This is a genomic window from Asticcacaulis sp. AC402 (genome assembly GCF_000495835.1).
Lineage (GTDB): Bacteria > Pseudomonadota > Alphaproteobacteria > Caulobacterales > Caulobacteraceae > Asticcacaulis.
Genome location: NZ_AWGC01000029.1, coordinates 29,564 through 55,297 on the forward strand (window position 1 = coordinate 29,564; position 25,734 = coordinate 55,297).

General features: G+C 61.6%; 24 protein-coding genes. 17 read left to right on the forward strand and 7 right to left on the reverse strand.

All coding sequences use genetic code 11. The features are described from left to right. Positions 1-53: 53 nt before the first annotated feature. From ABAC402_RS35680 to ABAC402_RS35690, 3 genes are read left to right on the forward strand one after another with little or no spacing between them, the layout of a single operon-like run. Complete coding sequence (locus ABAC402_RS35680) at positions 54-1,073, forward strand: polyprenyl synthetase family protein (protein WP_023450676.1); 1,020 nt, start codon at positions 54-56, stop codon at positions 1,071-1,073. A gap of 15 nt (positions 1,074-1,088) precedes the next feature. Next, entirely contained in the window at positions 1,089-2,327 is a 1,239-nt protein-coding gene (locus ABAC402_RS35685; RefSeq protein WP_023450677.1) for an acyltransferase, read from the forward strand. Positions 2,328-2,354: 27 nt separating this feature from the next. Further along, positions 2,355-3,881, forward strand: a complete 1,527-nt coding sequence (locus tag ABAC402_RS35690) for a helicase HerA-like domain-containing protein (protein WP_023450678.1) — start codon at positions 2,355-2,357, stop codon at positions 3,879-3,881. A 228-nt stretch (positions 3,882-4,109) separates the two neighbouring features. On the opposite strand, the gene ABAC402_RS0120640 is transcribed toward ABAC402_RS35690, so the two are convergent. From ABAC402_RS0120640 to ABAC402_RS35705, 4 genes are read right to left on the reverse strand one after another with little or no spacing between them, the layout of a single operon-like run. Continuing rightward, positions 4,110-4,271 (reverse strand): hypothetical protein, encoded by a 162-nt coding sequence (locus ABAC402_RS0120640; RefSeq protein WP_023450679.1) that lies wholly within the window; start codon positions 4,269-4,271, stop codon positions 4,110-4,112. 7 nt (positions 4,272-4,278) lie between these two features. Continuing rightward, complete coding sequence (locus tag ABAC402_RS35695) at positions 4,279-5,166, reverse strand: TIM barrel protein (RefSeq protein ID WP_023450680.1); 888 nt, start codon at positions 5,164-5,166, stop codon at positions 4,279-4,281. Positions 5,167-5,225: 59 nt separating this feature from the next. Continuing rightward, the gene (locus ABAC402_RS35700; RefSeq protein ID WP_023450681.1) at positions 5,226-5,657 is read right to left on the reverse strand and encodes a DUF2214 family protein; all 432 of its coding nucleotides are present in this window, start codon (positions 5,655-5,657) and stop codon (positions 5,226-5,228) included. Positions 5,658-5,669: 12 nt separating this feature from the next. Further along, on the reverse strand, positions 5,670-6,419 hold the full coding sequence (locus ABAC402_RS35705; RefSeq protein WP_023450682.1) for an SDR family oxidoreductase: 750 nt from the start codon (positions 6,417-6,419) through the stop codon (positions 5,670-5,672). A 206-nt stretch (positions 6,420-6,625) separates the two neighbouring features. Between ABAC402_RS35705 and ABAC402_RS35710 the strand changes: the two genes are divergently transcribed. Further along, positions 6,626-7,099, forward strand: coding sequence for an NUDIX domain-containing protein (locus ABAC402_RS35710; protein WP_023450683.1), 474 nt, complete (start codon positions 6,626-6,628; stop codon positions 7,097-7,099). A gap of 42 nt (positions 7,100-7,141) precedes the next feature. Here ABAC402_RS35710 and ABAC402_RS35715 read toward each other — a convergent pair whose 3' ends face one another. Then, positions 7,142-8,584, reverse strand: coding sequence for a M23 family metallopeptidase (locus tag ABAC402_RS35715; RefSeq protein WP_023450684.1), 1,443 nt, complete (start codon positions 8,582-8,584; stop codon positions 7,142-7,144). A gap of 532 nt (positions 8,585-9,116) precedes the next feature. Here ABAC402_RS35715 and ABAC402_RS35720 point away from each other — a divergent pair. The 12 genes from ABAC402_RS35720 to virB11 all read left to right on the forward strand — a co-directional run bounded on the left by ABAC402_RS35720 (position 9,117) and on the right by virB11 (position 21,571). After that, positions 9,117-12,662 (forward strand): YdbH domain-containing protein, encoded by a 3,546-nt coding sequence (locus ABAC402_RS35720; RefSeq protein ID WP_023450685.1) that lies wholly within the window; start codon positions 9,117-9,119, stop codon positions 12,660-12,662. Between the two features lie 147 nt (positions 12,663-12,809). Continuing rightward, a complete protein-coding gene (locus ABAC402_RS0120650) occupies positions 12,810-12,995 on the forward strand; it encodes a YnbE family lipoprotein (RefSeq protein ID WP_031235902.1) in 186 nt (61 codons plus the stop codon). Positions 12,996-13,020: 25 nt separating this feature from the next. Next, positions 13,021-13,404: a YdbL family protein gene (locus ABAC402_RS35725; RefSeq protein ID WP_023450687.1), complete on the forward strand. Its 384-nt coding sequence runs from the start codon at positions 13,021-13,023 to the stop codon at positions 13,402-13,404. Positions 13,405-13,534: 130 nt separating this feature from the next. Continuing rightward, the gene (locus ABAC402_RS35730) at positions 13,535-13,735 is read left to right on the forward strand and encodes a hypothetical protein (protein ID WP_023450688.1); all 201 of its coding nucleotides are present in this window, start codon (positions 13,535-13,537) and stop codon (positions 13,733-13,735) included. 93 nt (positions 13,736-13,828) lie between these two features. After that, positions 13,829-14,077: a hypothetical protein gene (locus ABAC402_RS35735; protein WP_155847451.1), complete on the forward strand. Its 249-nt coding sequence runs from the start codon at positions 13,829-13,831 to the stop codon at positions 14,075-14,077. A gap of 320 nt (positions 14,078-14,397) precedes the next feature. Continuing rightward, positions 14,398-14,688, forward strand: a complete 291-nt coding sequence (locus ABAC402_RS35740; RefSeq protein ID WP_235079992.1) for a TrbC/VirB2 family protein — start codon at positions 14,398-14,400, stop codon at positions 14,686-14,688. Between the two features lies 1 nt (position 14,689). Next, positions 14,690-14,974, forward strand: coding sequence for a type IV secretion system protein VirB3 (locus tag ABAC402_RS35745; RefSeq protein ID WP_023450691.1), 285 nt, complete (start codon positions 14,690-14,692; stop codon positions 14,972-14,974). 7 nt (positions 14,975-14,981) lie between these two features. Then, complete coding sequence (locus ABAC402_RS35750; RefSeq protein WP_023450692.1) at positions 14,982-17,411, forward strand: VirB4 family type IV secretion/conjugal transfer ATPase; 2,430 nt, start codon at positions 14,982-14,984, stop codon at positions 17,409-17,411. Beyond that, on the forward strand, positions 17,408-18,691 hold the full coding sequence (locus ABAC402_RS35755; protein WP_023450693.1) for a type IV secretion system protein: 1,284 nt from the start codon (positions 17,408-17,410) through the stop codon (positions 18,689-18,691). The genes ABAC402_RS35750 and ABAC402_RS35755 overlap by 4 nt, the downstream gene beginning before the upstream one ends. Continuing rightward, positions 18,688-19,491, forward strand: coding sequence for a TrbG/VirB9 family P-type conjugative transfer protein (locus ABAC402_RS35760; protein ID WP_023450694.1), 804 nt, complete (start codon positions 18,688-18,690; stop codon positions 19,489-19,491). The genes ABAC402_RS35755 and ABAC402_RS35760 overlap by 4 nt, the downstream gene beginning before the upstream one ends. Next, entirely contained in the window at positions 19,491-20,582 is a 1,092-nt protein-coding gene (gene virB10 / locus ABAC402_RS35765; RefSeq protein WP_023450695.1) for a type IV secretion system protein VirB10, read from the forward strand. The genes ABAC402_RS35760 and virB10 overlap by 1 nt, the downstream gene beginning before the upstream one ends. A gap of 2 nt (positions 20,583-20,584) precedes the next feature. Further along, positions 20,585-21,571 carry a P-type DNA transfer ATPase VirB11 gene (gene virB11 / locus ABAC402_RS35770; protein ID WP_031235904.1) on the forward strand — a complete coding sequence of 329 codons (987 nt, stop codon included), beginning with the start codon at positions 20,585-20,587 and terminating at the stop codon, positions 21,569-21,571. Here the strand turns inward: virB11 and ABAC402_RS39425 are convergent, their stop codons facing one another. Then, entirely contained in the window at positions 21,572-22,420 is an 849-nt protein-coding gene (locus ABAC402_RS39425) for a CPBP family intramembrane glutamic endopeptidase (protein WP_023450697.1), read from the reverse strand. A gap of 605 nt (positions 22,421-23,025) precedes the next feature. Between ABAC402_RS39425 and ABAC402_RS35775 the strand changes: the two genes are divergently transcribed. Then, entirely contained in the window at positions 23,026-23,745 is a 720-nt protein-coding gene (locus tag ABAC402_RS35775; RefSeq protein ID WP_052025359.1) for a metallophosphoesterase family protein, read from the forward strand. Between the two features lie 108 nt (positions 23,746-23,853). Here the strand turns inward: ABAC402_RS35775 and ABAC402_RS35780 are convergent, their stop codons facing one another. Further along, complete coding sequence (locus ABAC402_RS35780; protein ID WP_023450700.1) at positions 23,854-25,431, reverse strand: phospholipid carrier-dependent glycosyltransferase; 1,578 nt, start codon at positions 25,429-25,431, stop codon at positions 23,854-23,856. Positions 25,432-25,734 lie beyond the last annotated feature (303 nt).

Here is a 25,734-nt window from a genome sequence, read left to right on the forward strand (position 1 = left end):
TGCACCGTCAAGGCGGTTTATGGCCTTTACCGTTTGTGTCAGGAGTTAACACCTTGGATTCGGCCAATATCGAGACTGTACGCGCGCCGGTGGCCAAAGCCGACGTGAATGCCCTGATCGGCCTGACCGCTGCCGACATGATCAAGGTCAACAGTCTGATCACCGCCCGCATGCAGTCCGAAGTTCCCGTCATACCGGCCCTTGCCGACCATTTGATTGCTGCTGGCGGCAAGCGTCTGCGTCCGCTGCTGTGCGTCGCGGCGGCGCGGCTGTGCGACGTGCGCAACGACAATCACCACAGGCTGGCGGCTGCCGTCGAGTTCATACATACGGCCACACTGCTGCACGACGACGTCGTCGACTCGTCATCCCTGCGCCGTGGCAAGGTTGCCGCGCACCTGATCTGGGGTGCGCCGTCGTCGGTTCTGGTGGGCGACTTTCTGTTTGCCCGCGCCTTTGAGTTGATGGTCGAAACCGGTTCGCTGCGTGCGCTCGACATCCTGTCAAAGGCCGCGGCCGTCATCACCCAGGGCGAGGTCCTTCAATTGATGAAGGCCTTCGACCTGAATCTCAGCCAGGCTGACTACATCGAAATCATTTCGTCCAAAACGGCGGCATTGTTTTCGGCGGCTTCGGAAAGCGGTGCGGTCTCCGCCGGCGCTTCGGAAGACCGGATCACCGCGCTTTACAGCTATGGCCTTAATCTGGGCCTGGCGTTCCAGATCCAGGACGATGTGCTGGACTACCAGGGCGACGCCGCCGACCTGGGGAAAAATGCCGGTGATGACTTTGCTGAGGGCAAGTCGACCCTGCCGCTGATTCTGGTCATGCAGGCGACCAAGGGCAGCGAGGACGCCTTCTGGGCGCGGACCATCGGTGAGCGCAAGCAACAGGTTGGCGATTTCGCCCATGCGCAAAAGTTGATGATCAAGTCGGGTGCGCTCGAGCAGTCACGCGCCATTGCCCGCGGCTACGCCGACAAGGCCCGCGCCGCGCTTAGCATCTTCGATCCAGGTGCATGGCGTACGGCCCTGGAAAACCTGGCGCTCTTCAGCGTGGAACGGCAGACCTAGCCAGGGCGAACGACCTTGACCCCAGAAACGGCTACCGAAGCGGCGACAGAAACGGGCGCCGCCACCATCCGCAACACCGAAGCCCGGTTTTTCGAGCTCGATATCCTGCGCGGAGTGGCCGCCGCCATGGTGGTTCTGTTTCACTACAAGCATTTCCTGATCGATGACGGCGGCAATTTCGACTACGCCCACATGCCGCTCCATGGCCTGCTGGCGCCGGTCTATATTTTTGGCCAGTATTTCGTCGAGCTGTTTTTCTCGATCTCGGGCTACGTCTTCTTCTGGCTCTATGCCGAGGCTGTGTCGGAGCGGCGTGTCGGCCTGCGCAATTTCTTCATCGCGCGCTTTTCGCGGTTGTATCCTCTGTTTTTCCTCACCTTTATCGCAGTTGCACTTTTCCAGTGGGCCTTCGTCACCCTGTACGGCCAGGCCTATATCTATCAGGACAATTCGCCGGGTCAGTTCGTGCTCAACCTCTTCATGGTGCAGCAATGGCTGCCCGGCGCCCAGATGTCGTTCAACGGCCCCTCGTGGTCGATCTCGGTCGAGGTCTTCCTCTATGCTGTCTTTTTCGCCCTGTGCGCCCTGCGGCTCAACACCCCGGTGATGATCGCCGCGGTGGTGGTGCTGGGTCTTTTGTTCAAATATCTGCAACCGCAGCCGCCGCCGGACTTTACCCGCGGGATACCGAACTTTTTCCTGGGGGGACTGATCTTTTATGCCGTCCAGTACCTGCGTGATTATGCCCGCACCGTCTGGCTGGAGCGGGTGGAGAAGGTACTGATCTGGCTGGTGCCCGTCCTGTGGTTGGCAGCCTATGTTGTCGGTCATGATTTGATCTGGGGCCCGGTATCGACCTGGATCGAGAGCCACGGCATCGGTTCCAGTTCATTCCTGTTCAGTACAGACAGCTTCGTCTATGTTCTGGTGCCCCTGACCCTGCTGGCACTGGGCCTGCAGCAGGGCAAGTGGTTGAACCTGGAAGCCCTGCGAAAATGGTCGTGGGCCGGCGACGTCAGCTATTCGATCTATCTCATCCATTTTCCACTACAGATTCTGGTCATGGTTGGCTTGGCGCACCTGCCCTATGAAACGCGCGCCGACATATTCGACTCGCCGTTGGTGCTGATCCTGTTTATGGCTGTGTCGCTCGGCCTGGCGCGGTTAAGTTTCCTCTATTTCGAGATGCCAATGCGACGCCATCTAAAGGACTGGCTGACGCGCAGGCTGGCGCCCGGTACACCGATCCTTTAGAACAATCTCATCTTGAAGGAGCGACTCATGTCCGATCTGCCGGGGGCCTTTGTCGGCCAGGGTACACTACCGCAAATCCTGCTTTACAATCGTGCCAACCGCCACGGCCTTATCGCCGGCGCCACTGGCACCGGAAAGACCATCACGCTCCAGATCCTGGCCCAGGCCTTTTCCGACGCCGGTGTGCCGGTCTTCGCCGCCGACATCAAGGGCGACCTGTCGGGGATATCGCAGCCGGGCACGCCCAACGAAAAGCTGCTGGAGCGCGCCAAAGGTATGAACCTGGAGCTGACGCCGTCAGCCTGTCCGGTGGTGTTCTGGGACCTCTACGGCGAAAAAGGTCACCCGATCCGCGCCACCATTTCCGAGATGGGGCCGCTGTTGCTGGCGCGGCTTTTGGACCTCAACGACGTCCAGGAGGGTGTGCTGAACATCGCCTTTGCCGTGGCCGACAAGGAAGGCCTGCTGCTGCTCGATCTCGACGACCTGCGCGCCATGCTGCGCTACCTGTCTGAGAACAGCAAGGAGATCGGTGCGACCTACGGCCAGGTGTCACCAACCACCGTCGCCACCATCCAGCGCAATCTGCTGACCCTGGAAAACCAGGGTGCGGCCAAGTTTTTCGCCGAACCGGCCCTGCGGTTGGAAGACCTGATGCGGACCAACATCAACGGCAAGGGTTACGTCAATATCCTGGCCTCGGACCGGCTGATGCAGAATCCGAAGTTGTATTCGACCTTCCTGCTGTGGCTGATGGCCGAACTTTTCGAGGAACTGCCCGAGGTCGGCGATCCCGAGAAGCCGCGTCTGGTCTTCTTCTTCGACGAGGCCCATCTTTTGTTCAACCAGGCCTCCAAAGCTTTGCTGGAAAAGATCGAACAGGTGGTGCGTCTGATCCGGTCCAAGGGCGTCGGCATCTATTTCATCACCCAGAACCCGGCTGATGTCCCCGATGCCGTACTGGGTCAGCTCGGCAACCGGGTGCAGCATGCCCTGCGCGCCTATACACCGTCGGAACAGAAGGGGTTGAGGTCGGCAGCGGATTCGTTCCGGCCCAACCCGGCGTTCGACACTCTTGAGGTGTTGCAGCAACTGGGCACTGGCGAGGCCCTGGTGTCGCTGATGGACGAGAAGGGCCGGCCGACCATAACCGAGCGTGCCTTGATCCGGCCGCCGGCCTCGCGCATGGGACCGGCGACGCAAGCGGAGCGTGCGGCCATCGTCGCTGCCTCACCCGTCGGCGGCATGTACGACACCGAACGCGACCGCGAGTCGGCCTACGAGATGCTGTCGGCGCGCGCCGCCCAGGCGGCCGCCGATGCGCCTCCGCCACCGCCCAGCGCGGCGGAAAAAGCCGCGGCCAAGGCGGCCACCGACGCCGCCAGGGCAGAGGAACGGCAACGCCTGGCCGAGGAAAAGGCCCGTGCCAAGGCGACGTCCGACACGCTCAACACAGTCAAGCAGGTGGCTGTGCCGATCATCCGCTCGGTCGGCATCGCCATCGTCGGCCAGTTGATGCGCGGCATGTTTGGCACGACCCGGCGGCGGCGGTAGCAAGACTACGCCAGATCCTGAACCGCTGCTCTCGGGCGGCCGCCCTTGAAGAACAAATACGCGGAATAATCCTTGAAGCCATGGATCAGGACGATGTTCTGCTCATCCAGCGTGTAATACCAACCCGCGAAAATCTTGACTCATCGTGGGTTGGCAAGCGCGACTGCGCGCCCGAGCTTTTGCGAGGAGCCATGCGGCGTTTGAGCTGAAAAAAACGAATACCAAGCGTCATTCTTTATGAGGCTTGGTATAACACGGATGCCCCCATGTGAAGTCTTCGGTGAGGTCGCAGGCCACGGCGATTACCCGCAGTGTCTCGAACTCGGTTTTCCACGGCGCTTGCCGGGCCATGTAGGCGTCGACCTTGGGATGGGTGACCGTTGCAACCATGGTCAGGTCAGGCCAGACCCGCCGCCAGTGACAGCGTTGCGGCATCCTTGACGGCGCGGTCGAAGTCATTGTCGATCGGCATGTATTCCAGCCCCAGATAGCCCGTGTATCCAGCGGCGCGGATGGCCTTTAGCAGGTTGACGTGATTGACCTCGCCAGTGCCCGGCTGGTGGCGGCCGGGGACATCGCCCAACTGGACATAGCCGACCTGATCAATGCCGGCCTGAAACTTCTCGATCAGATCACCGTCTTCGAGTTGCATGTGGTAGAAGTCCCAGTTCAGCTTGACCATCGCAGAATTGACGGCGCGGCAGATGGCGACCGCCGGACGTGAGCCGTTGAGCAGGTGGTTGGGGTGGTTGACCGTGTTGAACGGCTCGACCAGTGCCGTGACGCCTGCGGCCTCGAGCAGCGGCGCGACACGCATCAGGCCGGCCGTATAACCACTAACCATGGCTTCGCGCGACATGTTGGCGATATTGCCGTGGCCGACCAGGGTGATGGCCTTACAGCCCAGCGTCTTGCAGTCGGCGATCGCCTGTTTGATCATGGTGCCCAGCTCTTCGTGTTTGGCCGGGTCGGAAAAGGCCGGAGCGGCCGGGGCGAACTGCGCCACCTTCAGGCCATACTGGTCGAGCAAGGCCCGCACCTTGACGGCATCCAGACCATCGCGATTGACCGGCCAGAACTCGACGGTCGTGAAGCCAGCCTTGGCTGCCAGGGCAAAACGGTCGGCAAAGGGCGTAGTGCGGTACCAGGTGTCGAGATTGAGGGCATAGGGTTTCAGCGCCGTTTTGGTATCAGGCGCGGCGTCCGCCGGGCTGACGGCGGCGGTCGCAGCTAATCCGGTCAGGCCGGCGAGGGTAGCGAGGGCGGCTCGGCGTGAAGTGGTCATGTGGCGTATCCCTGTATGGCTTATTGTCGGACTATCTACGCCACAAACGGCGCGTTTGGCTACAGTTGCCCGTAACCGCGCGCCATGATCGCTGCAAAAACCGGAATCAGGACGAACAAGGCCAGCTGAATCCGAATCCAGCGCATCACTTTGGCGACGGCGGCTGCGTCGGGCGGGGCTTTTTGCCAGCCGACGAAGGCCCGAGTCGGCAGGATCGAGCAGATCCCGACCGCCAGGAACGCCACCATCTTGGCCCAGAAGAACAGGTTGTGCGTGTAGTAGTCCGGGCCCGACCGGCCAAACATAACGCGGCCGACACCAACCATGATTATCATCACGGCCATCAGGCCATAGCCGCGATCGATACCGCCAAGGAGCTTGATCTTTTCAGCCGTTATCTCGGCGCGCAACAGCGTGTGCTCGGAAATCAGGGCGCCGAAAACACCAAAAATCAGAATATGATGCGCAATAGCCAGAAGAAGATCGATCACGCCGATGACTCCCTAAAGGTCGAACATATCCACGGTTTTCCAGTTCAGATGTTGGCCGGAATCGACGCAGATCATCTGGCCAGTGACGCTGGGGGCGTTTAACAGATAAACCGCCGCCGCCGCGACCTCTTCTGGCGAAGTCGGCTTCTGCAGCAGGGTCGAGCGCGCTTCGCGCGCGAAGTCCTTGTCGCTCTGGTGGATCGACTTCAGGGTCGGCCCGGGACCGATGGCATTGACGCGGATACGCGGCGCCAGCGCCTGGGCCAGGGTGCGGGTGGCGTGCCACAGACCGGCCTTGGACAGGCCGTAGCTGAAAAAGGGCGGGGAGGGTTTCAACACCCGTTGGTCGATCAGGTTGATGATTGAGGCGCCGTCGGGCAGCGGGGCTTGTGCCGCGAAGGCCTGGCTCAGCAGGATGGGCGCCAGGAGGTTGGTATTGGTGTGGGTGGTAAAGCTGTCGACCGTCACCGTGGCGGCACGGTCGTCGGAAAAGATCGAGGCATTGTTGATGAGGACATCCAGCGGCCCCAGGGCCTTGACGGTATCGCCGACGAGATTGGCAACACAGGCGGGTTGGCTGAGGTCGCAGCCGACGGGAACAGCGTGGACGCCCAGGGCTTCCAACTCGGTCACCACGTCCAGAGCGTCGGCGCGCGAACGGTTATAGTGGACCGCTATATCATAGCCTTGCCCCGCCAGGGCCATGGCAATGGCCCGTCCGATGCGCTTGGCGGCGCCGGTGACCAGAGCGCGCTTAGTCAACGCGACGGAAGTCGATCAGGTTCAGGATGAGGTTCAGGACGAAATAGCCGGCAAAGATGTAGATGGCGATCATGGCTGTCAGGACTCCGAATATTCAGCCCCTGTTAAACGTGTCGGGCGGCGCGGGCAAGAGGGGCCGATAAAAACTTGGAATGTCCTGCATTGTCCACTTGCGAAATAATCGCATGGCGTTCACATCTAGGGCTATGGAAGATTGGAAGAGAGTTGTAGAGCCGTTTTCGCGACCGCTGTTCTTCGCCTATTCGCGCACGACGCGGGGCAAGACCCTCGGCGTGCGCGGGCTGGTGCTGGACAAGGACGGCCGGGTGCTGCTGATTGAGCATACCTATCTCGAAGGCTGGTGGCTGCCGGGCGGCGGAGTCGATGCTGGTGAGACGGCCCACGACGCCGTGGCACGCGAACTGCGTGAGGAGGCGGGGGTCAATCCGCTGGAACTGCCTAAGCTCCAGTCGGTCCATTCCAATGAGCAGTTTTTCCCTGGCGATCACGTGCTTCTGTTCCGCGTCGACGAATGGGAACCGGTCGACATGAAGCCCCAGGGCGAGATCAAGAATGTCGGTTTCTTCGCGCTTGATAACCTGCCGGAAAACATTAACGGCGGCAGTTTGCGGCGGATACAGGAAGCGTTGATGGGCTTTCCGCCCGATCCTTTGTGGTGATACCTCCCCGCGCGCGGGGGGTATACGCGGGGGGCATAAAGGTCAGCGCGCCCCTCTGGTCGACGACAGGGCCGGGCGAAGTTGGGCGCGTCCATTGGTGCGCACCGCCGCCGAGTCGTTCTGAGCCAGGGTGGGGGCCAAAGACGTAGGACGACTGGTCTCGTCTTCGTTCTCGAAGTGATACGCTCCGGTCTGCATGGCCAGGCTGTCGCCTGTGCCGTCCGTGCGCTTGACGTCGGCCATGGCGACCATTGTATCGATCTCATTTTTGCGGGCGCGGAAGGCGATCATGTCCTGGCCCTGCAGCATGTTCGATTGCGGAACCTTGGCACTGCGCGGATCGATCGGACGCTTGTCCTTCCACACTTCGAAGTGCAGGTGTGGCCCGGTCGACCGGCCGGTGGTGCCGACATAGCCTATGACCTCGCCCTGGCTGACCTTCTGGCCAGCCTTGACGGCAATCGACGACATGTGGGCGTAGCCGGTTTCCCAGCCATTGGCGTGGCGAATGCGGACCCAGCGGCCGTAACCGCCCCACCACTTGGCATCGACCACGACGCCATCGCCGGCAGCTTCGATCCTGGTGCCCGTCGGCGCGGCGAAGTCAATGCCCGTGTGCATCTTCATGAAGCCGACGATCGGGTGGAAACGCATGCCGAATCCCGACGAAGTGCGCGCGCCGGAGACCGGGGTAGCCAGAAGGAAGCCTTTGATATTTTTGCCGAATTCATCATAATACTCGACGCTCCTCGAACCCTTGGCCTGGAAGGAGTAGAAGCGGTCGATACCGCCCTTGGCCTCGATCTCGGCATAGAGCAGGTTGCCGGCTTCGACTGTGCGGCCGCTTTCGGTGACCTTGCGATCAAAGATCAGCTTGAAGGTATCGCCCGACTTGATGTCGCGTTGAAAGTCGACCTTATGCTTGAACAGCGACACGACCTGCTGGGTCAGGGAGGGCGTCGCCCCCATAGCAGCGGCGGAGGTGAACAAAGACCCGTTGATCTCCCCGATAGCGACGCGGCGCTCGGCGCGGATGGGTTCTTCCAGAGCTCGAAGGCGCATGACGCCGTCGCCGGATGTGGTCAGGGCCAGTTGCTTGGCCGGGCCGGTGCGCACCGTTAAACCCAAAAGTTGCGCCGGCTTGGAGGCGTCAAGCGGGCGGGCAATTGCGGCCTCCAGGTTCTGACCGGCCTTGGGCGTGTTGACGTCAAAGGCCTTGGACAGCAGGTCGACGGCGACCTTGGCCTCTCCCGGCGAGACTCCGGCGCGAACGATGGCGTCGGCCAGGGTTTCGCCGGCGCGGACGGAAATGGCAACGTCGTCAGGCTGAGCGTAGCCAGGCCGGGCGGCGGCTTCGGCGAAGGCCTGGGTTTCCAGCGCCATGGCGGCAACCGGGTCGAGCGGTTGGGTCAGACCTGTCACGGGCTGCAAAACATTCCACAGCAAGACGCCAAGAGTCAGCGCCGTGGCCGACGCGAAGATCATCGGTGTTACGCGGACTGGCTGTCGGCGGGGATCGTGTTGAGCCATGCTTGTCGAAAACGTCCTGGTTTTACAGAAGTCGGACGCCGGCAAAGTCGAGGTTTTACACTCGTTCGTTCCCGTCTTTACCGACCCTGAGGTGTTACCTTGGCCTGAGTCTTGATTTCGCGAAAGGCCCTGCTTACGCCGAAAAAAGGCGATAATGAGGCGATTTTCCTCGCCCCGGGACCGGTTATTAGCTCGCACTTTTACAAGTGCAAGGTTAAAATGAGCCTTAAAAAAGCTTAACGAAAGATTTACAAAAGGCGCCTTCCGAAGGCGTTTACGCCTAAGCGCCTCTAAATATGTGAAAAACTTACGCAAAAACTTACTGAACCTAAAATGTCACTGTCAAGACGGGATAACTGTGATTTGCGGCGGAATTGGTGAGACGGAGGGAAAAAAGAAAAGCAATGTGTCCACAATTTTTAACAAGTTTCAGTGATAATGTCGTTTACCAAACCTCAGTACGTGCAGAAGCCCAAGCCTGTCAGATATGAGCCAGAGTCCGTCCCTGAGCGATGAAGATGCCCTGTGGTTCCCGGTGCACAGCAGCGGCGGCGACAGCTTTTCCCGTCCGGCAACCCCTGACGGTGCTCCCCGTGATCTCAGCGATCAGAACCCTCAGGAAGATGGTATCGGCGTGCCGCCAACCCGGGGGGAAGGCAATGGGAGGGGCGGTCCCCGGCCGCCGCGCAAGGGCATCAGGCCGTCGAGTTGGCTGTGGCTGACCCTGTGGGGCGCGGCGGCACTCGGAATCGTCACCTACGCGGCGCGCAAGGAGATCGCCACCGTCGCCATCGAGAACTGGTTGAAGGGGCAGGGCGTCGAGGGCGCCCACCTGAAGATCAGCGCCCTGGGTTTTGGCCGCGCGTCCGGCCAATTCTATGTCGGCGACGCTAAAGAGCCGGAATTTTCCATCGGCCGTTTCGACATCGACTACAGCCTTAAACCCTTCGCTGGCGGCGGTATGCCGCTTGCCCGGGTCAAGGCCATCCATCTCAGCCGGCCGCTTCTTCAGTTCAGCGCCAGGGACGGCAAGCTCAACTTCGGCGCGCTCGACAAGCTGGTCCAAAGCGCCCTGACGGCGCCGCCGTCAGCAGCACCGCCGCCCGAGTCCATCATCATCGACGATGCCACTGTGCGCGTGGTGACCGATTACGGCCTGGTCCGCGGCCATGGCGGTCTTACCCTGACCCAGGGGCGGGTCACCTATGCCAAGCTGGATTTGCCAGGCGCCGAGCTCTCAGGCCCCATGGGTTCGGGCGAGTTGACGCGCGGGGCGGTGACGGCCAAGAGCGTTGGCGTGGCCGGTCCCGGTGACCAACTCCACGTCCAGGCCCGTTTCGAGGCCAGAAACTGGGAGATGCGCGCCGCCGATCCGGTCGAAGCCGCGGATGTCAGTCGCCGGCCAACCAATCTTCAGGACGTCACACTCGATCTCGACTCGCTGCTGCCCTACCGCAAGTCCACTTCAGTTGCCGAGGCCCTTAGCGGTCCGACCGAGCATACCGTCGCGGTCAGGGCCTCGGGGGTTCAGACCGCCGACGCCGATTTCGGCGGGCTGGAAGCCAATCTCCATCTCAAGGGCGCTTTGAAGACAACGGCCAGCGGCACCAATGCGACAGGCACGGCCTTCACCGGTCAGGGGCGGCTGCTGGCGCGCGCCGACAGCCTGATGAGCGGCGAGATCGATAGCCGTGATCTCCACCTGGAAGGCAAGACCCTGGCGGTCACGGCCGGCCTGTCGATGACCGAGCCAGCCACGATCGAAATCACCGGGCCGGTGACCGGCACGGCCGCGATGCTGCGCCAGAACGATTTGTTCGCCAGGGATACCCGGTTGAGCCTTAGCGACTTCGCCCTGGCCGTCAACGGTGCTGGCGTCGAGACCGACTTTGGCGGAACGGCGACGGTCGGCCGCGTTGCGGTTGCCGACATCGCCCTGGACGGAGTGCGGACGTCGCTGAGCGGCACGGGCGGCAGCGATGCCGCTACCGGCCGTTGGAATGTGAATATTCAAAGCGACGTCGCCAGCGATAACGCCAGCTATACCGGCCTTAGGGTCATGGCGGCGTCGCGAGTCAAGGCGGCGGCGGAACTGGCGACTAAACCGCCGGTGCCGGGTGCGCCCAATCCGCCACCGGCTGACGCCGTCGTCATGCTGGATCACGCCCTGACGCGCTTCAGCTTGCGAGCGCGGGGACTGAGTCTGGCGCTCAACGGCACTGCCGAGGCCGGCGCTCCCGCCGAGTTTGCCCTGCGCGCCCGCACTCCGATTGAGCTGTCCCTGAACGGCGGCGGCAAGGCGACGATCGTGCCTACGGCGCAGAAGCCGCTGCTGGGTAGTCGCCAGATCGGGGCCCTAGGCCTTTCGCTCAGTGGTCCCGACCTGCCGACAGCAACCATGGCCGCCGAGAATGTCGGGCTGACCGACGCCGGTCTGTTTGCCGGTAATTATGCAGTCAAGGCCGATTTCGACTTTTTCCCGGTCTCCGGCGGCCATTTCGAGGGTGAGGGACACTTCACCACCACCTCCGAAGCCGGTTTCGCCGCAACACTGACCCAGCCGGCCACGATGACCGCCGCCTCGGCGGTGTTGGGCGACACCTTTACCGATGTTTCGCTGAAGCTAACGCCGAAGGGCATGGCCTTCCTGGCGCTGGACAGCGAGGGCGGCTTCCGCGTCACCGGCGCCTTTAGCGACCTGACCATGCACGCGCCCAACCTGCAGGCGCGCTTCAGTGGCGGCGAAGGATCTTTGGAGGCCTTCTCTATTGCAGGGGCCGAAGCCGTGGGCTTGAAGATGGGGCTGGCTGAAGGCGTGTTTACCGACACCCTGACCGGCACCGACCAGCGCTTCAATCCGTTGATTGTGACAGGCAGCCTGACCAATGACGCCAGGGCCCTGACCGGCCGTTTCACCGCTTCAATTCAGTCCACGAAACATACCATTGCGGCGGTCAATCTCGACAACGACAATCTCACCGGCCGCGGGAGCTTAGGTTTCTCGACGGGCAGCCACCTGAACTTCGCGCCGCAAGGGCTGCAGCCGGTCTATCTGAGCCCGCTGGTTGCCGCCATTTTCTCGCGCGATGTGTCCGGCAAGGCGACTTTCAACGGCGCCATCTCCTGGGACAAGACGACCTCGGGCAGCGGCGGCGTCCTGACCCTGGACGGGCTCGACTATGTCGGCGCCACGGGCATTTCGCGCGGCCTGACCGGGCGCATCGTCTTCACTTCGCTGGCGCCCATGCTAAGTGAACCGGGCCAAATGATCAGCATCGCGTCGATGGATGTCGGCGTGCCCCTGACCGACCTCAAGCTGAGCCTGCAGTTCCAGGGAGAGACCATCGCGCTGGAGAGCGCCGTGGTGCAAAGTCCCGGCGGGCCGCTGATCCTGGAGCCGGCCGTGCTACCGCTGGACGGCAAGTCGGCCATTTCGGGCGCGGTCAAGTTCGACGGCCTCGATTTCGGCAAGATCGTCGCCGCCACCGACCTGGCCACCTCCATGACCATGGAGGGCAAGTTGAGCGGGCGTCTGCCGTTCAAGATCGACAACGGTCGCCTCAGTATTGCCGACGGCCTGATGCAGTCGGACAGCGCAGGCCAGATCTCGATCAGGCGCACCGCGGTGACCGGCATCACGGCCGGAGGTTCGGTTACGGCGGAAGATCCGAATGCGCCCAAGCCGGTTGCCCCCCAGGCGGATCCGAACTTCAATCCGTTCCAGGACCTGGCCTTCCAGGCAATGGAGTGGATTCACTACGATAAGATCGATGCGCGGCTGAACTCGATCCCCGGCGGCAAGCTGAACATCAATTTCCACATCAAGGGCCGCTTCAAGCCACCACAGACGCAGAAGGCCAGGATCAGCCTGTTCGATTATATTTCCGGCAAGTGGATGCAGAAGCCAATCAAGCTGCCGTCGGACACGCCGGTCGAGCTTTACCTGGAAGTACCGGTGAATCTGGACGAGATCCTGGACGACCTGACGGCATTCAATGTCCGCACAGCGGCCAAGCCGCAAGCGACGAAATAGACAGTGAAGCAACTAAAGGCAAGGCAACTGCGCTGCGCAGGGGTATGCAGGTGAGCGGAAAATAGGCTTTCCGTTCAGCCACGGTTCAGCCTATATCTCCTATTACTGTTATCAACACGCCGTTGGTGCGGCGATGAGGAGCCATAAATGAAGAAAGCAAGTGTTGCTATGGCTGTGGCCGGGGCAAGTGCGGTGGCATTGATGGCGTGTACGCCGTCAGTGAATGTCAACGTCAATCTGGCCCCCATCTACGCCAAACTCGATGTCAATGTGAAGGTTCAGCTCGACGAGGACGTGAAAGCCCTGGTGCAGCAGAACCCGAACCTGTTCTAACCGCGTGATCTGAGTGAGAAACACCATGAAAACGAGCAAGTTTTTTAAAGCCTTACTGACTGCGGTCGCCGTGACCGCTTCTGGCATGAGCGTCGCCGCCATCCTGGTCACGCCCGCCGCCGCCGATATCGCTTCGTCTAAGGTGATTGTGGATGCCGCCAAGGCCGCCGGCACCGTCGGCGAGAAGTCCGACGGCTTCCTGGGCATAGTCGGCGACGCCGATGCGGCCACGCAAGCTGCGGTCGCCGAGATCAATGCCGGCCGCCGCGACGTCTACGGCCAGGCCGCTGCCAAGAACGGCGTATCGATCGAAGCCGCCGGTGGATCGGCCTTCGTCAATATCATCCTGCCGAGATTGAGCCCGGGTGAGTACTACCAGGACGCTTCTGGCGCCTGGGTCCAGAAGTAACCTGCCTCCGGTCGGAATATTAAAGCCCTTCCGCAGTTCGCCGCGGAGGGGCTTTTGCGTTGAATACTATCGATTGCTTACGCTGGGGGGCGTTGGCTGGCAGGACAATTCGTAACACCTGAGGCGTCCCATGCGCCGTCTCCTGCTCTGCGGTATCGACCTGGCTGCGGGTGTGAACGATATCGACCAGACCGTACGTGCCGGCGCGGCGGAGGTGGTGGTCAACAATATGTTGTCTGTTGCCGACTATCCCGACGCCCCGAAAGGCGCCGTGGCGGTGGTTGTACGATGGCCGATAAACAATGCCGCCAGTAATACCAATCCACGATGACCTTGACTCATCGTGGATTGGCAAGGGCGCCAAAGAACGCTTCTTGCCCGCCTGAGCTTACGCGAGGAGCCATGCGGCGCTTGAGCTGAAAAAATGCGAATACCAAGAGTCATTCTTTATGAGGCTTGGTGTAAGCCCCTGGCTGACAAGTCGTTGCCGGTGATGCGTCTGATTGACGGCAAGGGTACTGCCTACAATCCGGACAAGGCCCTTACCCAGGCGATTCGCAACGATCAAGACGTGACCGATCCAGACAGCAGCGATCTTAACCCGGGCCTGTCCGGAACGCGGCTGTCGGTGTTCGAGGTCGCAACCCGTCGGTTGAGCCTGTCCGACGGGTAATTGTGTCCCTAAAGTACGCCCTGATGATTGTCGCGGTTTTTGTGATGATCGCGGCATTTTTGGTCGAGTCCAAGTTGTTTTGGAATGCGGTAATCGACTTAACGGTCGCTTTCCGAAGCCGTTTTGTCAGTGTCCGTCTCGAACGAGTGTCAGGTGACCACGAATTTTGTCGCGGTTGTCACATCTGTATATGCGCGCTGTCATCGTACCGTCACATAGCGTCTCTACAGCCCTTGCTAAAGGCCGGAGGTTGCGCGACATTCGCCGCAATCTAATTTGTGATTCCCCGCTACGAAGGCGAGACGCGTATGAAAAAGCTGATGTCCCAAATTCTTATGACTGCGACGGCGTTTGCCGTGACGGCGAGCCAAGCCGCTGCCCAATCCGGACCCGCCGGGTCGTCGCCGATCACTGGCGCGATCAGCTGGATCCGTGACACACTTCTGGGTCAGGTCGCCACCATGGCGGCCGTGATCGCCGTCGCCGTCGTCGGCTTCATGATGCTGACCGGGCGGATGAACTGGCGCTACGGCGCTACGGTTATCATCGGCGTCTTCATCCTGTTCGGCGCCGGGACCATTGTCGCCGGTATCCAGTCCATGGCTGGCTAAGGTGGCTGAACTGATCAAATCCACGGTCTTCAAGGCGCTGACCCAGCCGCAGATGTTTGCCGGGGTGACCTATTCCTATTTCATCATCAATGGCGTCGTCACTACCGAAGCCTTTCTCATCACGCGCTCCTTCTGGGCCCTGGCCGTTGCGCTGGTCGTTCATGCCATCGGCTACCTTGCCTGTTTGCGTGAGCCGCGCGTCTTCGACCTGTGGCTGACCAAGGTTTCGCGCTGCCCGCGCGTGCGGAACTTCCGTCACTGGCGCTGTAACTCCTACCGACCGTAAATTGCCCATGGCCGATGCGCCCAAACCGTTTAGTGGATTTGCCGGCTGGTTCAAAAACGAACAGCGCGTTGGCGATCGCCTGCCCTATGACCGCCTGCTCGACGACCGGACCATCATCCTGCGTGACGGGTCCCTGATGCAGTCCATCTATCTTGAAGGCTTCGCCTTCGAGACGGCCGACACTGAAGAGGTCAATCACCGCCAGATCGTTCGTGCGGCGGCCCTGCGCGCCGTCGGTTCGTCGCGGTTTGTCCTGTATCACCACATTATCCGCCGCCGTGTCAGTGTCACCATGCCGGCGGCCTATGACGATCCGGTGTGCAGCCTGATCCAGCAGCAGTGGCAGGACAAGCTTAAGTCGCGCCAGCTGTTCGTCAACGACCTCTTTATCACCATCGTTCGCCGCAACCCCAAGGGCAAGGTCGGCTTTGCCGATGGCCTGGCGAGCATGCTGGGCCGCGGTGTCGGCGCCAATGCCGAGGCGGCCGCCCTGGCCAGCACCCATCGCGAGCTTCAGGCGGCCACGGAAGCCCTGATGGCGGCGTTGCAGGCCTACGGTCCGCGGCCACTCGGTGGTTACGACACGGCCAATGGCCGCTGCTCCGAGCCACTGGAGCTTTTGTCGTGTCTGTATAACGGCGAGATGCGGCCGGTGCTGAAACCGGTCAGCGATATCGGCCACTATCTGCCATACCGTCGTTCCTCCTTCGGCCTTGAGGCCATGGAACAGTCGAGCCTGGGCAATGGCAAGGACTTTTCGGCCATATTGAGCCTGAAGGACTACCCGCCCCACGCCACGCCCGGCATGTGCGACTCGATCCTGCGCCTGCCTTTCGAAATGACCCTGACCGAGAGCTTCGCCTTCGTCGACCGTCAGATCGGCATGGAACGCATCAACCTGGCCCTGCGCCGGATGCGTGCCGCCGACGAAGAGGCCATGTCGCTGCGCCAGGGGTTGATCTCGGCCAAGGACGACCTCGCCACCGGCAATTTCGCGCTCGGCGAACACCATCTCAGCCTGCTGGTCCGCGCCAAGTCCCTGGCTGAACTGGACCCCGCTTCGGCCCAGTGTCTGGCGGCCCTGGCCGATCTCGGCGCCGTAGCGGTCCGTGAAGACGTCAATCTCGAACCGGCCTTCTGGGCGCAGTTTCCCGGCAACGAACCCTATATCGCCCGCAAGGCGGTGATCTCGACCGGCGCCTATGCTTCTTTTGCTTCGCTGCATGGTTTTCCGATTGGCCAGCCCGAGGGCAATCATTGGGGCCAGGCGGTCAGCGTCTTCGAGACCTCGTCGGGCACGCCCTACTATTTCAACTTCCACAAAGCCGATCTTGGCAACTTCACCGTCATCGGGCCTTCGGGTTCGGGCAAGACGGTGGTGCTTAACTTCCTCGCTGCCCAGGCGCAGAAGTTCAAGCCGCGCACGGTGTTGTTCGACAAGGACCGCGGCGCCGAGATATTTATTCGCGCCGTCGGCGGCCATTATGCCAGCCTGCGTCCGGGCGAGCCGACCGGCTTCAACCCCCTGCAACTGGCTGACAATGCCGGCAACCGGGCCTTCCTGCGGGCCATGATTGCGCAACTGCTGGCACGGCCGGAACTGCCGCTGAACTCGGAAGAAGAAGCGATCATCACCGAGGCGGTCGACGCCAATTTCGAGCAGGACCCGCAATATCGCCGCCTGCGCTATTTCCGCGAACTCCTGGGCGGCGCGCGCCGGCCGACCCATGGCGACCTGGCGGCGCGCCTCAACCCGTGGGTCGGGGACGGGGAAGCCGCCTGGCTGTTCGACAACGAAACCGATTTGCTCGATATGGACGCGCGCACGCTCGGCTTCGACATGACTCTGCTGCTCAATGAGCCGGTTTTGCGCACGCCGTGCATGATGTACCTGTTCCAGAGGGTCGAGGAACGTCTGGACGGCCAGCCGACCATCATCATTATCGACGAGGGCTGGAAGGCGCTGGACGACGAGATCTTTGCCGCCGCCATCCGCAACTGGATGAAGACGCTGCGCAAGCGCAATGCCATACTGGGCTTCGGCACCCAGTCAGCGCGCGACGCTCTCGACAGCCGCATCTCGACCGCCATCATCGAACAGGCCGCGACTCAGATATTCATGCCCAATCCGCGCGCCCAGGTCGAGGATTACTGCGACGGCTTTGGCCTTACGGTGCATGAGTTGGACCTGATCCGGGCGATACCGGCCCATTCCCGCGCCTTCCTGGTTAAGCACGGCAACCATAGCGTCGTCGCGCGCCTGGACTTAAGCACCATGCCGGATATACTGACCGTGCTTTCGGGCCGTGAAAGCACGGTGCGCCAGCTTGACGAACTGCGGGCGCAGTATGGCGACGATCCGCGCGACTGGTGGCAGCCTCTGATCGGCACACCCTATCCCGAAACATCGGCGCCCAGAAAGCGGGGCCACGCATGATGCTCCAGGCGAATGTCTGCCGCCAGATCACCCTGGTCGGTGAAACCTCGGTCTCCGGATCGCTGGAGGCCATGGACTGCCATATCAATGCGGCAGTCAAGGTCGGCTATGACAGGCTGTTCGGTGCGGGCGGGGCCTTTGGTTACGCCCTGACCACCATGCTGGTGATCTATGTCGCGCTTATCGCCTACGGTTTCCTGACCGGCCGGACGCAACTGACGGTGACCATGATGTCGCCGCGCATCATGACCATGGTCCTGGTCCTGACGTTCGTTAGCGTGTGGCCGGCCTATCACGCTGTCTTCTATGGCCTGTTCATGGGCGGACCGGACGAGGTGGCCGCAGCCCTGCTGGGGCACAAGGGCAGCGCGGTGATGAACTTCGCCCAGAATCTGGACGGTTTGTTTGTGCGCTTTGCGCAGATTGCGCGAACGCTCGACGGATCGACGTCGATTACGTCCTCGACGGCGCAGCAGCCGGAACTGGTCGCCACCCTGGTCCAGTCGAAGTCCATGCCGGTTACCCTGTTCTGGCTAAGCGGTTTGTTCCTGCTGTGCTCCACCCTGGGTGTGCTGATCCTGACGCGGCTGGTGCTGTACCTCCTGTTGATCCTGGGGCCGATCTTTATCGTCCTGGCCCTGTTCCCGCAGACGCGCGGGCTGTTCAACGGCTGGATCCGCACCACGCTGATCTTTGCCCTGGCACCGCTGCTGACCGTTCTGGGCGGAACGGCAGCCCTGATGCTGTTCGCGCCGTTGCTGGACGCCATCGTGGCCGATCCTCAGCGCGCTGTACAGGCGGTCCAGCCGATGGTCATCCTGTTCATGGGCTCTCTGATCTATGCGGCTTTCCTTTTCACCCTGATGTGGGTGGCGTCTTCGCTGGTCCGCGACTGGCAGGCTGCCCTGCGTGAGACGCCCAATGTGCGCGGCAACCCGGAGCCGGCCGCGCCTTCGTCATCGACCCAACAGGTTTCTATGTTCACCGATGCATCGGGCCGGAGCGTCAACGACGCCTATGCCCGCACCGAGCCCCTGGTCACCGCGGTCATGCGCGACGGCGGGGGCGGGAGCGGGCAGAGCGGCGGCGGTGGCACCAATAGTCGGACCGAGGCTCTGGGGCTCTACGATCCCCAGGCCAGGTCGACGTCCGGAGACCGATTCACCCGCGTCCAGGGCCTGGGTCAGCGGTTTCGTGACCGTACCTCGCCCACCGGCGTACCGTCCGCCGCCCAGGCGGCGCCCAAGCTTCCTCCTGCTACTCAGGAGCCTCGATCATGATGAAACACCAAACCCTGTTCCATTCCGCGTCTTTTGCCCTGCTGACGCTCTTTGTAGTCTGCGGGGCCGCAATGCCGGCTTTTGCCCAGGACGATGAAGACGATATCCGTCTCACGACCATTCCCTTTGACGCCGGGGCGATCATCGGCCTGGAAGGCTGCCTGAATTTCCAGACCATGATCTCTTTCGAGGCTGGCGAGTTGATTGAGAATGTCGGCCTGGGTGACGCCGCCCAATGGCAGGTTACGGCGAACCGGAAGGCCAACCTTCTCTTCGTCAAACCGTTAATCGCCAATGCCTTCTCCAACATGTCGATCGTCACCAACCGGCGCAGCTACAATTTTGAGCTGAACATGGCACCGTCAGGCGATTGCGCCAGGGGCCGCGTCGTCTACGATCTGCGCTTCCTGTATCCGCCGGCCCCGGCCCAGGCGACCAATGCCCCGGGCAAGCCTGTGGATCCCAACGGCTTCCTGCCGGTTCCGGAAAAGCGCAATACCGCCTATACCTATTCGGGTTCAGCCGGCCTGGTGCCGATCCGTATCTTCGACGATGGTGTCTCGACCTATCTGCGCTGGCCTGCCGGCGCGGAAACCCCGGCGGTCTATGCGCTGAATGCTGACAACAGCGAAAGCCTGATCAACTATGCCACGCGCGGCGACTACATGGTGATTGAGCAGGTGGCGCGCGGCTTCGTCATGCGCCAGGGCGACTCGAAGACCATAGTGTTTAACGATTCCTACCGTGTCGAAGGTCTGGACGCTCTGTCGCCCAAGCCACGTCCCAAGGGAGGTAAGTAATGGCCCGCAATCCGCTTCCCGCCGGCAACGATCCGCGCCTGAACCTGCCCGAGAGTGAGCTCGACGCCGCCTCTGCAAACGCTCTGCCGCAGGTTGCCAAAAAGGGCACGCTGGGTGATCAACTGGGCCTGGCTGCCGGTATCATCGGTGCGGTCGCACTGGGTCTGATCGCCATGCTCAGCATCCGCAACCCGCCGGCCGGACAACAGCCCCCGCCGCCGACCCAGGTGGCACCGCCGACCTCGACCCTGCCGCCGATCGACCCCAGCGCCAATCCGCCGATGAGTAGTGAGACGCCGCCTCAGAGCTTTGTCCAGCCCATGCCGCCGGGCGCTAATCAACAGCCGCCCGCGACCCAGGCGCCAGTCGATCCTGCCGGGGGCCGAGCCCCGGCGATGATCGTCGACAATTCGCAGCCGCCGGGCACGGATACCCCGGCCGCCCAGGGTGCGGCACCGGGAACGGCGCCCCCCCCGGCGCTGAATCCCAATCAGCAGTTTCTGGCCTCGGCCAATGGCGAGGTTAGCCAGCGCGCCTGGCGTATTGGTGATCCGTCCAAGGTTGTGCCTCAGGGGGCGGTGATTCCGGCGACGCTGGAGACGGCGATCAATTCCGACCTGCCGGGCTATACGCGCGCCGTTGTTTCGCGCGACATCCGCAGTTTCGACGGCACCGCCATCCTGATTCCCAAGGGATCGCGCCTGATCGGCCAATACAAGAGCGGTCTGACCAGCGGTGAGACCCGCGCGTTTATCGTATGGAACCGGCTGATCCGTCCGGACGGCCTGTCAATCCAACTGGCCTCGCCGGCGACCGATGACCTGGGCCAGGCCGGCATGTCGGGCAAGGTTGACAGCCACTTTGCCAAACGTTTCGGTTCGGCGATCCTGCTGTCGGTGGTCAATGGTTTGTCCAGTGCCGCTGGCAGGAACGGGTCGACCATTGTCATCGGCTCATCGTCCGGCGCCACCGGCGTTATCGGCGAGGCCTTGTCGAACGACATCAAGATTCCGCCAACCATCAAGGTGCCGCAAGGCGCCTCGATTCAGGTTTTCACGGCCCGCGATCTCGATTTCAACCTGGGTCAGTGACCATGGCCGTAGCCAATGCAGACACTGTTATTCCGCTCGACGGGGTCTATCTGCGGACCTATCTCAAGCCGTTCATGGACTTTCTGGAACGCGACGAGGTTACGGAAATCCTGGTCAATAAACCGGGTGAAGTCTGGGTGGAAGCCGCGGGCCAGGCGGCGATGCAGCGCTTTGACATGCCTGAAGTCGACGACATCCTGCTGTCGCGCCTGGCCGCCCAGATCGCGCGCATGGCCCACCAGGGCATCAACCGCGAAAACCCGCTGCTGGCCGCCAGCCTGCCGACGGGGGAACGGGTGCAGCTTGTCGGGCCGCCGGCAGCGAAACACTGGGCCCTGGCCATCCGTCGCCACCGCATGGTCGATATGAGCCTGGACGACTATGACCGCGGTCCCATCCCCGATACGTCGCGCAAGGCCCGGCGCGACGATCTGGCCTTTGCTCACAAGCACCCGATCACTTTTCTCAAAGAGGCGGTAGCCGCGCGCAAGACCATCCTGGTGTCGGGCGGTACCTCATCGGGCAAGACGACGTTTCTGAACGCCATGCTGAAGGCCATCCCGGCGCACGAGCGCATCATCCTGGTCGAGGACACGCCGGAAATCGTCGACAGCCATGCCAATTCTTTGCGCCTGGTGGCGGTCAAGGGCGATATGGGCGAGGCGCGGGTGACCATCAACGACCTGCTGCAGGCCAGTCTGCGTCTGCGCCCGGACAGGATCATCGTCGGTGAAATCCGCGGCGAAGAGGCGAACACCTTCCTGCGCGCCATCAATACCGGCCACCCGGGTTCGTTCACCACCTGTCATGCCAATACGCCCAAGGGCGCACTGGAACAGGTAGCGCTGATGGTCCTGCAGTCGGGGACGCAATTGACGCGGAGCGAAACCCTGGCCTATGCCAATTCGCTGATCGATGTGGTCGTCCAGTTGGCCCGCCATGGCGGCGAACGCCTGGTGACAGATATCCACCTGCCGGTCGCGGAGTAGTTAAGCGGGTTTCGGTTTTGCGATGCGGATCACGATCACTGCGGCGACCGTCAGGATCAGCACCCCTGCGACGGTGTCCCACCACATCAGGTCCGGTGTCCGTTGAGTCAGCAGGGCGGGGGCGTTCTTGAAGACGTCGTTATCCGATACCACGACGACCGCGCCGAAGATGTTGTTAACCATGTGCAGGGCGAAACCGAAGGCCAGGCCGCCAGTCCGGATGGCGACAAGCGCCAGAACGACACCAAAAAAGGTCGCCCACACTGCCTGAGGCAGGCCGTTGGGGATATGGCAGGCGCCAAAGATTAGACCGCTGATGAGCGAGGCTGTCATCGGCTGCTTCGTTGCCAGCAGCAGTCCCTGGGTCAGGTAACCGCGAAAAATATACTCCTCGGCAAAGGTCTGGATCGCAAGGGCCAGGCAGGTCACCGCCACCGCCGTCACGCTCAGCCTCTCGGCGGTCCAGGTGAAGCCGGCCGGCCGCAGGAGATAATCGATGCCGGTCATCACCGTCAGTACGGCCAGCCAGACAAGGCCGCCGGTGAAAAATCCAGGCCAGTCCCAGCGCCCGACGATATCGCGTGGTGTCTTGCCGTGCAGCAGTGGGACGACGGCGACGAAACCGAGCAGCAGGGCGCCGAAGACCAGGGCCAGGAAGCCGAAGAACAGGACCGGGTTCTGCGGCGACTGCATCTGCTGCGCCACCTCCAGCGGACGCCCTGTCAACAGGACCGCGGGTATGGCGATGACGACCGCGACGACCGTGCCGACACTCAGGGCCAGGATCCAGCCCAGAACATAGCGCCACCCGTTGTTCTTGCCACGCGCGGCATAGTCGAGAAAGGTCATGGCGTCAGCAAAGGCCTGACAGCGCCCGCTGTCAAGAACGCAGTAATGCCAAGCCTCATAAAGAATGACTCCTGGTATTCGCATTTTTTCAGCTCAAACGCCGGACCAGGTGCCCCCCATGGCGCCTCGCAAAAGCTCGGGCGGCCAGAAACGTACGCTGGCGACGTTGCCAACCCGCGATGAACCAAGAATTTCGCGGGTTGGTGTAATACCTATCAACGAAAAGATTGACACATCGACAGTAGGTAGACCCCTCCGCCTCGACGCGCTTCGCCCTTTGGGCTCGCTTGCTCGGCACCTCCCCATTTGAAATGGGGAGGAGAAGAAACCATTGAACATATTCTTTTTTCTCCTCCACATCCCTTCGATGGGGAGCGGGGTGGCCCGTGCCATGGCGAGCAAGCGGAGATCGAAGATCGTAGCGCTGCCTGCCGGCGAGGCTCGAGACGGAGGGGTCCCATTGCGGAAAGAATGTCAAAGTCAAAGTGGGTTGGTGTTAATCCAAAAACGGGAACGCCTGAGCGGTGCGTCACACGTCTTGGATTAAGATGCGCTCCAAGGTTTGTGGGCTTTTAGTTTGCAGTGCAATACATTACATGGAGGGCATGGCCTCCCATATTGCGCAACTCACCTATGCCATCGGCGACATCCACGGCTACGACGACCTGTTCGCGCGTCTCGTAGAGCGCATCCGCAACGATGCGGAGATGATCGGTGAACGGCCGCGGTTGATCCTGCTGGGTGACTATATCGATCGCGGACCGGCCTCACGCCAGGTGCTGGACCGGATCCTGCGGCTGCAAAAGGCGCCGTGGTGCGATTTCATCGCCTTGAAGGGCAATCACGAGGAGGCGCTGCTGCGCTTCCTCGCCAACCCGGTCTCGGGGGAGACGTGGCGGATCTGGGGCGGGGCTGCGACCCTGGAGTCGTACGGTGTCGCCATGCCTTTCCTGGCCAACGATATCGATATCTGGTGCGACGTGCGCGATGATTTCGCCCGTGCCTTCGATCCGGCGCATCTTGATTTGCTGCGGGCCATGCCGGTGTCGTTTCAGACCGATGACTATTTGTTCGTCCATGCCGGGGTCGATCCGGACGTACCGCTGGAAGACCAGGGACCCGAGACCTTCATGTATATCCGTGGGCGGTTCCAGCTGGCCGAACAGGCGTGCCAGTATGTCGTGGTCCATGGCCATACGCCCGAAGACCCGGTGACGGATCTTGCATGGCGCATCGGCGTCGACAGCGGTGTCTACAAGATCGGCGTCCTGACGGCGGTGCGCCTGCGCAAAGACGAGCGGAAGCTGCTTCAGGTGGAGGCCTGACAGCGTCGCTGCGCCGTCGCCTCTTCGCGTGAAAACACCCTCTTTCTGACACGCGGCCGCCATTAGAGCGGTATCACGCGAAGACGCGAAGGCGCGAAAAAGTCTATCTTACAGCGTTTTCGCCGCTTCCGACGGCCGCTTCTTCATCGGTTGGCACACCACCATCTTGACCGGCCAGTTGCGCATCTCGCACGCCTGGCGTGACATCAGCTGATGATAGGTCAGGGGCGCATAGAACAAATAACTGGCGGCAATCAGCACGCTGACGCTGCACAGGACGATGAAGCGGTGCTTGTCGAGGAAGGCGAACTTGCGCGCCGCGATCCTGAACACCAGGGGGAGCATCATGAAGCTGAGCGCCAGGCCGATGAAGTAGTGATAGACGTACATGACGCGCTGGGTGCCCAGGAAGATATGGAACAGCCAGAAGATCATGAACATGGCGAAGATGGCTTCAAGACGGTTGAAATCCTCGGCCTGGCCTCCGTCGCTGAGCCGGCGTGACCGCCGGCCGACAATCAGAACAGCGGCGCCGACAATGGCGACAATGCCTAAGCCCCAGTTGACCGGATTGCCGACCATCTGGATATAGGCCGTGCGCTTGCCGTCAAAGTCCCAGCGGTAGTTGATGATCTTGTGCATGAACGGCCATAGGATCGGTTGTGAGCCGTTGGGCTCGGTCAGGATCGCGCCAGTGAAGTCGCCCTTCATGTACTTGTAATAGTCGTAGCTGCCATTCCAGATGACGGAGAGATCCAGAGGGCGTTTGTCGAGCAGCCAGTCCTTATAGGGCTGGCTCATGGCGCGCAGGTCGCGCTCGCCCGACTTGCTGGCCGGGTCCGGCGCCTTGGGGTTCAGCACGACATGCAAGGCAAACACCAGGGCGACCGTGGCCAGGAATCCGCCAGCTGCCACACCTCCGCGCGCCAGCGATTTGAGCAGGTTGTCGCGCGTGCGCAGGGTCCACAGGCTGCGGATCAGGGTGATACCGCATAACGCGACCATGACCAGGGAGTTGACCTTGGTCATGAAGCTGAGGCCGCACAGGAGGCCGAAGACGGCAAAGGTCAGCAACGGCCGTTTCGGGTCCTTGCCGAAGGTGCTCAGCCACACCAGGATCGAGCCCAGGGTGAAGGTCAACTGGTACGAATCGAGGTGGGCGGCGCGAAAATGGACGATGAAGCTGTTCTCGAAGACGAACAGCAGTGAGAAGACAAAGGCTTCGAACGCCTCCTTGGTCAGCCGCAATACGATCAGGTAGAACAGCAGCGCCCCGGCTACGGCGAACAGGGCAGACGGCATGCGTATGGCCGTGAAGTCGTAACCCTTGGGTACCACGCGCGTGTCGAGTTTCTTGACGTCGGCCAGGAAGGCGGTGTCGAGCTTGTCATTGGTACGGTCGATCGACTGGCCGAGATCCATGAACATGAAGCCCAGCGGCGGGTGCGAGGCGAACTGGGCCGTGTCTTCCTTGTACCGTTCCGCCGCCGTTATATAGTAGGATTCATCCCAGAAGGCGTGTCTCGGATTATTGACATCGCGCAGGAAGTTGAAACAGGCCAGCACCAGAATCAGCGCGCCCAGCAGCCAGCGCAGGGTCTGGTCGTCTGCGTTCCACAGCTTGTCGGCCCAGTAGCCTGCTAAGGTTTTGGTGCGGTTGGCGAACGACGCAAGAATAGGGGGCATGAACGGCTCTTGGTTCAGGGACGTTGACCCGCTTATGCCCGAAAGATTTTGCGCTGCCTAGAGCGCAATCCGACAAAGTGGGCACCACTTTTCGGAAAAATTGCGCGTCAAAACAAAAACTTAGAGCGGGGTTGTGATTCCATCAAAACTTATCCCTAGAGCACAATCCGATAAAGTGTGCGGTGGTTTTTGGATAAATTGCGCGACAAAACAAAAACTTAGAGCGGATACCTGCTCACCTCAAAATTCCACTCCAGACGCTTTATGGTCGTTGTCGTCTTCGACGATCCCTCCCCACACGAA